Raw genomic sequence first — 8,009 nt, forward strand, 5'->3', positions numbered from 1 at the left:
GTAAAACATTAGGCTATTCAAAATCACCGGAAATGCATGACAAAGTCATCGGGACTTTTATCGAAAGAGAATATTATATTTAAGACCAATCAACATTTTGAATACGTGACCAAAAATCACGTCCAATACAGCTCGCCGCTCTCCAAAATCCACACAATCCCCCCCGGGCATTCCTCAAAAACGAACCATAGCCCATCATATAATTCTTCCTCCGTTTCAGGGAAAGCTGCCCGCAAGCGGGCTAACTGTTCATCAATAGTTCCCGCCAGAAATTCGTCATGTTTGGCGAGCTTAATCCTGCCTTTTTTTAACAGTAACTCAAGAAACTCAAGAAAATAGTCTTGTTTATCCTTATAAGAAAAATCAGTCTTGCCAAAATTCTTTGCTCTCATTGCTGACCACACAATACTGGGAGAGCTTCCTTCTAATTCTTCCAGAAATAACTTATACTGACTTTCACTAAATAGCATATTTCCCCCTTATTAGCAGGTTTATGGCAGAACTATCTTCTAGTCTAGCAAAAAATCTGGTTTATTAGGAATGTATATGAACCGGAAGGCGGGGGAATAAAGTGAAAGCACCAGATAATTACAATTCTTTCACACAAAAAAGAAAGCTGTGGGATCTTTTCATCCACACAGCTTGATTTGAAAAACTGTCACTCACTCAAAAAATCACGTCCAATACAGCTCGCCGCTCTCCAAAATCCACACAATCCCCCCCGGGCATTCCTCAAAAGCAAACCAGAGTCCATCATATAATTCTTCTTCCGTTTCAGGGAAAGCTGCCCGCAAGCGGGCTAACTGTTCATCAATAGTTCCCGCCAGAAATTCGCCATGTTTGGCGAGCTTAATCCTGCCATTTTTTAACAGTAACTCAAGAAACTCAAAAAAATAGTCTTGCTTATCCTTATAAGAAAAATCAGTCTTGCCAAAACTCTTTGCTTCCATTGCTGCCCACACAAGGCTAGGAGAGCATCCTTCTAATCCTTCCAAAAATAACTTATACTTACTTTCACTAAATAGCATATTTCCCCCTTACCTAAACTTTATTTCCACGTTTCTTTTAGCATCATCACTAACTTGAAATTGTTTATCGCGTACAATTTCAACCGTCCAGCGTGCCTTGGTTTTATCTGCGCTGGTTGAAACTGCACGCAGGTTTATGGTACTGCCATCAGCGAGTTTGGCAAAATAAAATCCTGGTTTATTAGGAACTTGTGTGAGAGGTACACCGCCTGTTAAACTTTCAGCGTAAGCACGGATATTCTGCTCAGTCAATTTCTGGGTTTCAAACACTTTAACAGTACCTGCTGCATTGCTTCCCCCATCACCGTACACTTGTTTAAATTTCTGTCCAAAGACAGTCAATTCACTTTCAGTGTTGTTCCTGTCAAAAATTTTAAACACGTTTTCTTTATGTGTTCTCTTGATTGATTCCAGAGCATCAAGAGTCGGTTTTGACAGCGCATCATTCTTAATTTCAGCCTGAACGATCTGGGAGAGCGATTTTCCTTCTAATTTACCCGTCTTTGAAAAAGTTTCTCCTGATTCATTCAGGGCTTTTGCCAGTGCACGCGTACTCTCTTTGCTTTTGCCCAGAACCAAGATGGAGCTACTTGTCAAAACACCCGTACCTATGGCAGCTTCGGGTGCTGCCGCATCAAGAGCTGCAATTGACGCCTGGTTCAGGCATAACAAAGGATTGGCCTTACAGCTTTGAAGAGCGACACGCCCCGCAGCGAGCAATCTTGCAGAGCCGGCGACTAATATATGTCCACCAATAGTAGTAGTATAGCCACCTGCTGCTGTGATTGTCACAGCAATCGCTGCATCTCGCCGAGCAGCAACACGTTCAGCGGCGGCTTTATCCCCTTTCGCTGCCGCTAGTATGTCTTTTTGGTTTTCAAGCACCAACCAAGACCACATATGCTCAGTCCAGTTATTACGATAAACCAGTTCTGCGGTACTCGCTGCCTGATAAGCTCCTTCTGGGGTATGACTAATTAATGCCCCCGACAATGCGCCAATAAACTTAGCCAATTGGGCTTTGGCTTCATTTCCTCTTAATGCTTCCTGAATTTTATAAAGCTGGCGTATTGATTCATTTTTATACGCAGGTTCAAACAACCTGTTTTCCATTGTAATTGCAGCAAATTCAGCCGCTAAAGCCCCGACAACAGCCCCTTTAGCATCCCCACCTGCAATTTCCGCACTGATCCCTGAGACAACAGCATGACTGAGCGTCTTACCGGCATGCCCTAAAATTTCCCCGTTATCACCAACCAGTTTGGCCCCTTGCGCCTGAATTTGGTCTCCAATATTATTCAAGAATGCTGTTTTCAAATTATCCGTAAAACTGCCGCCATTCATGGCTGTCCCTAGTGTTGAACTCACAATAGAATGCGCGGCAACACGCTGGGCTACCTTAATCCAGTCACTATTCACCAAAGGAAGCTGGGCCTTGGCAGGATCAACAACCCCGGTCTCTCCTGCGATGTTTCCCCATCCCATTGAGTGATCCAGACCAGCCAATGTCCCCCCCATTGCCATTTTTGTTACGAGAGATTTTACGGAATCACGCTTTGCCAGCGCGGTCAGTGTCCTGGAGAGATTGCCTTGATTTTCAACTAAGGCAACCGCTGCCTGCGAAGTCAACCCTATCATGCCACTATAAGCCGCCCCATAAACTGCGCTCGCCGTAACACCTGTTGCCCCGGTCGCTCCCACCGCAGCTTCTCCCGCCCAGGCAGCCATACCAGAGCCTGCGGTTACCGCCGCAACGGCAATCGCAATCACAGCCCCCACAACCGGATTCAGGCTCTGGCTTTTCTTGTCCCAACTACTGTAAGCATCCTTAACCAGACTCCACTGAACATCATGACGATTGTGCAGATCTTTCAGCCATTCCGTCCCCGGGGTATTGCCGAGCCTCACCAACGCGTCTTCAAGTAACTGCCCCTCTTTGACTTTTACATCCGCACTGACACCTTGCCCTGACTCCACCGTCAATGTCCCGCCAACACGCACTGACGGTATGGACCATACCTTCTCACTACTGCCTTTATCACGGTGTGTAACAAAAAAACCTTCTGACACGGAGACAGTTCGTTCAAACGCGGTATTTGGCATCGCCCTGAAGTTTACTTTTCCTGTTTGGCTGGTAATTTTCGCGTTTTTGTTGGTGTCAATCCGGCTCGCTTCCAATGTCACATCGTCTTTTGCCATCAGGGTAATATCACCACCCGCAATAAACTCAGCCGGTTTGCTCGTTGAGTTATGTTTTATCCGGGTTGCTTCCTTACAGCTCCTGAAGATTAAAAAACCGCCACATTTCCTTTCCTTATCTTCCCATTTATATGACTCTTCCATCGCTTGCGCATAGAGAACGCCCCCTTTGGCAGCAATATCCATTGCCCCTTTAGCCATCAACGCGGTTGCCTGAAATAAAATACTGCCCTGGGCATGCATCGTTAATGCACCGCCACTCTTAAGCTGGCTAACACGTTGTGTGAAGCGTTCACTGTTGCCGTCTTCGATATGTTCCTGTACCGACTCGAAGCGGATATTTCCGCCCGTGGAGAGCGTCATATCACGACCGGATGTCAGGCTTGAGCCATAGGTTAATAAATTCCCGGCCGCAGAGAGGGTAAGATTCTGGGCTGCATTCAGGGTGCTGATGCCAGCAGCGTAGGATTTATAATCTGCTGCGTGGTCAGGCGAATATTTTTGTGCCAGGAAGACCACGTCTTGCCCCGCATTAACGGAGATATCCCCTCTGCTCGAGGTTAATGTAGCAAACCGGCCAACGATATCCCGGCCTGCACTCAGTTTCAGGTGATCGCCGGCAGTAATACGGGCGCTACCCGCCAAAATTCTGGCGCTGGCTTCATCTAAAGGCACATCTTCGGCATCATGTGCATGCATATCAATATCACGCCCTGCGCCCAACGTGATGTGTTGTCCGGCGTCGATCTCTCTTCTGAGTAACTTAATATCATTGCCCGCAAACAAATTAATACTGCCCGTCGTCTTCAATGGACCCACATTCCAATTCTGAAGTGTGGGGGTAACATCCAGGTTATGGCCGGCGCTTAATGTCAGGTCATAGGACGCATTGGGCTGAGTTGCCGTGTAGAAGTACAAATCTTTACCCGCCGACACCCGTAAATTGTGAGTGGCTGAAATGGAGGGGCCATGACCGTTGCCTAATGTGATGTTGCCTTCGCGCACGGCATATTCAACATTGTCCCCTTTCAATACCACGTTTTTGGTATTGATGTATTGACCGGTAATTAATGTCAGATCATGCTTTGCTTCCCATTCTGCGTCTTGTGCATCAATGATATTTCCCGCATTTAACGTAATGTTATTTGCCTGATTTGACCGAAGCCCAATGACCTCGAGATTGTTACCCGCTGATATCCGTAAATTGTTATCAGCCGCGGTCACACCATTTTTCACCGTGATGTTTCCAGCACGCGCAACAAGTTCAACATCGTTCTTCCCTGTCAGGGTTGCGGAGTCCAGCTTGATATTCTCGCCGGCAACCAATACCAGATTATTATCTGCATGCATCATTCCCTGGGAAATAGCCATGTTACGGTCAGCGATGACTGACAGTTCATTGTCCGCTTTCACTTTAAGGTAACCGGGACCGGCCATTTCACCGGCATGAAGCAGGATATTTCTCCCGATGATTGATGTCATGCCCGATAACAAATCGAACCTGTTTTTAAAATCGACAACAATATTATGGCCCTGGAGTGAGGTGAGTTGTTTGTATTCCGTCCAGTCACGATGGTTACCCGTGAAAAAGTTGTTACCCGTTAGAATAAGATTATTACGTGCGCTTAACTGACTGGTGTTTTTGTTGGTGAGATTAGAGGCATTGATATAAGCATTCGCCCCTGAAGCGAGAAGGCCCCCCTCAATATTACTGAATTCTTTTGTACGCATGACGATATCGCCATATTGGGTTTGCAGCGTTCCTCGATTGTTGTTAACCCTACTCGCTGGATTGCCCACCCAGTCTTTTTGCAGCCACAGGTTGCGATTGGCCTGAATCAGGCTAACCTCTCCCCCTTGATTATCCAAACGATCAACAAATAAACGCATATCCCCGGCTGAAAGCACCTTACCTGCATTGTTCAGGGTATTAGCCGCTAATGTGATATCTTTCCCTGCTTTGACCTGACTGTTTTTAACGATGTCAATGTCTTTACTACTCACATTAATATCGGTTTTGGCGTTGACATTCCCAAGGGTGATTTTGCCATCCACAGTCAAACGGATACCATCTTGGTGAGTGGTCAAATTGGCGAGATTAACGCCAACGCCGGTTTCCGTTCCCACCAGGCTGATTTTATTCGCATACATGCCTCCCATCGCCCGTGTATCAATGGCAAGTTTGGGAACTTCTCCTGTTCCTTTAACGGGAAAATTTCCATGTTCAAAGTCAAACAGGTTAGCCCCTTGTACCAACGACAGGTCTTTGGCTTTTATTACGCCGTTAAGGGTCGTCGCACGACTGATAATATCAACATAGTCTGCTGACTGTGCATCCAATCCACGCTCGCCAATAGTAATGTGTCCTTCTCTCACGCCGATGGCGGCCAGTGCCCCATTTTTATCAACCATCGGCTCCCCGGTCGTTAATGTCACCCCGGCAGTATTGATAAAACGACAACCATCACAGGTAATACCATTCCAGTTGGCAATGACAACCCGGGCTTTTTGCCCCGCCACTTCCAGAGGGCCTGCCAGCTCAGAAGGGTCGGGACCCATCACCTCATTAATAATCAGGTCTGCTCCTTTACCGTTAATCAGGTTCGGATTTGCCCGAATTCTCCCGGCCAGTTCGGTTTGTGTGTCCGTGTTCGCGTTATTTAATATCACTCCCATGCCCCCAGGCACCACAAAATTACCGTAATAAATATGGCTCACACCTGCCGTATTCGGTTTGGGGATATTCATAACATGAGAATACATTTGGCTGCCTGTTACCGGGTCCTCGTAATAGTACTTCTCAATATCCCCTTCCTGTAGCCCGCGAGCGTCAGGATTGGTTTTCCCTATCGCGGGATGCAGTGGATACACCGCTGTCAGATAAGTAATTAGATAAATCAGGCACTTCATTTTTGATGAGTTTTGTTGAGACATCATGGGTTACCTTTTCTTATCAGGGTTAACTTAAAATTCGAGTGAAACGCTGGCATAAAACGACCATGCATCAGGCTTTAGCGTGTGCGGGTAATACAGTGGCTTACCAATCATGAGCTGGGATGACATCACCTGTTGTGTCAGCGTGACACCAAGAGCACCGCCCAATAAATGCGCCTTTGCCACGCCATAACGAGGCTGCCCAACCCGATGGCCATAATCCAATGCCCCCATAAACGTCAGTGCACCAATCTGACCGACGTCAAATTGATGGGTGACCTCCTGTCTCCAGTAGAACCCCTGGTCACCACTCAGGTATTGGGTTTTGTATCCACGTACCGAGTACAATCCCCCCAGAGACAGCCGTTCAGGGGAAGGCAGATCATCAGGACTCAACTGCCCATAAAATGAGGTTAAATACGCGGTATTGGGGGAGAGAGGGTAATAGTAACTGCTGCTTAAGTTGAATTTACGGAAGGTATTTCGGGTTGCGAGAGGAGGGGATGTGACCGCGTTTCCATACTCAAAGGCGGGTCTGAAGGTAAAATAACCGCCACCCAATAGGGTACTGTACTGGGCGCCTACAGAAGCTGTTTTTATCACCGGACTGCTTAAAAAGAGTTTTTGATCGGCAATTGCGTTTTTCACTGCCTTATAGCGTCCGCCGGCTTGTAAACCGAATTTTTGCTTTCCATCCCGATAAAGTGTGCGGGTGATGTCAAGCTGATGTGTCTGGTTTTCACTGTCATAGGGATAATTTTTTCCCATGATCGCCAGTTTTTGCCGCGAGGTATGGTAAAAATAGTGATAACGTGCGGTCCAATAGCCATAAGGAACACTCATTGACAGCGCCAGACTACGGCTATGTCCCGCCGGCCTAAAATCCGTATCCTGTAGCCAGGAGAATGACCATTGTTCCCCCAGCCCCAAAGGGGCATCCAATACCAATCCGGCACTTGCCTGATATTCGCCTATCCCTTTTTGACCGCTGTTATCGACGCTGATCAATCCCCTGCCCGGAAAGCGACGGGCTTGCTGCCGAATATGCACTGTAGAGTACCCGGGTTGTGCACCCGGTTTGATCTCAATGGTGAAACGGGACGAAGCCAGACGATTAAGGTGCTCCAGTCCCTGTTCAATATCGCGCAAATTTAGGATCTTTCCCACTATCCCCGGAAACAGCATCTTTGCCATACGTGGCGGTTTTCCATCAATTTCAATGGCATCAATCCGGCCTTCTATTACCGTAATACGGAGTTTGCCATCAGAGAGGCTTTGTTCAGGCAGGTAGGCTTGTGAAGTGATATAGCCCTCTGTGATATAGGCGTTGGTGACTGCCCGCACTAACTGCTTAAGTTCAGTCAGCGTCACGCAACGATGGACATAAGGCTGGGTCACTGTGTGCTGTACAGATATGGATAAGGACTCTGCGCCTTGGAATAGGATTTCGTTAATGTTAACGCACTGAGTATCAATGGTCTGCTCACTCTCCATGGTTTGTTCGGGAATAATCGATTTTTTCCGCAAATCTTCCCGTTGTTGCTGGGCATCATCCAGCAATATTTTTTGCTGTTGACGCTGACTGTCCAGTATCGCTGGCGGGGATGCCAGGTGCGGTTCTTGCGCTTGATGATTAAAAGGAAGTTCATCGGCTTGTGCGATGTGTACAACAAAGATAGCCCAGCCCAATAACCCAATTTTTATTTGGTTGAATATTCCTATTGTCATAATTTAATTGGTTAATCAGTTAATAAATACTTATAAAAGGAGAGATAGCCTATTCTGATATCTATTCTCTGATTTTCAATATGGTCTAAATCACAAAGAAATATTTATAGGTTATAAAAC

General features: G+C 46.7%; 5 protein-coding genes. 1 reads left to right on the forward strand and 4 read right to left on the reverse strand.

Features of this window, described 5'->3' with window-relative positions:
* Positions 1–83: IS1 family transposase (locus tag IQ211_RS16810; RefSeq protein ID WP_228011593.1), on the forward strand; the 83-nt coding region annotated here is incomplete at its 5' end.
* A 33-nt stretch (positions 84–116) separates the two neighbouring features.
* On the opposite strand, the gene IQ211_RS16815 is transcribed toward IQ211_RS16810, so the two are convergent.
* The 4 genes from IQ211_RS16815 to IQ211_RS16830 all read right to left on the reverse strand — a co-directional run bounded on the left by IQ211_RS16815 (position 117) and on the right by IQ211_RS16830 (position 7,889).
* The gene (locus tag IQ211_RS16815; RefSeq protein ID WP_189759321.1) at positions 117–470 is read right to left on the reverse strand and encodes a DUF596 domain-containing protein; all 354 of its coding nucleotides are present in this window, start codon (positions 468–470) and stop codon (positions 117–119) included.
* 204 nt (positions 471–674) lie between these two features.
* Positions 675–1,028, reverse strand: a complete 354-nt coding sequence (locus IQ211_RS16820; RefSeq protein ID WP_189759320.1) for a DUF596 domain-containing protein — start codon at positions 1,026–1,028, stop codon at positions 675–677.
* A gap of 9 nt (positions 1,029–1,037) precedes the next feature.
* Positions 1,038–6,161, reverse strand: a complete 5,124-nt coding sequence (locus tag IQ211_RS16825; protein ID WP_189759319.1) for a DUF637 domain-containing protein — start codon at positions 6,159–6,161, stop codon at positions 1,038–1,040.
* Between the two features lie 30 nt (positions 6,162–6,191).
* Positions 6,192–7,889 carry a ShlB/FhaC/HecB family hemolysin secretion/activation protein gene (locus IQ211_RS16830; RefSeq protein ID WP_189759318.1) on the reverse strand — a complete coding sequence of 566 codons (1,698 nt, stop codon included), beginning with the start codon at positions 7,887–7,889 and terminating at the stop codon, positions 6,192–6,194.
* Between the last annotated feature and the right edge of the window lie 120 nt (positions 7,890–8,009).

This window comes from Xenorhabdus griffiniae (assembly GCF_015163655.1).
In the GTDB taxonomy this organism is placed as follows: Bacteria; Pseudomonadota; Gammaproteobacteria; order Enterobacterales; family Enterobacteriaceae; genus Xenorhabdus; species Xenorhabdus griffiniae.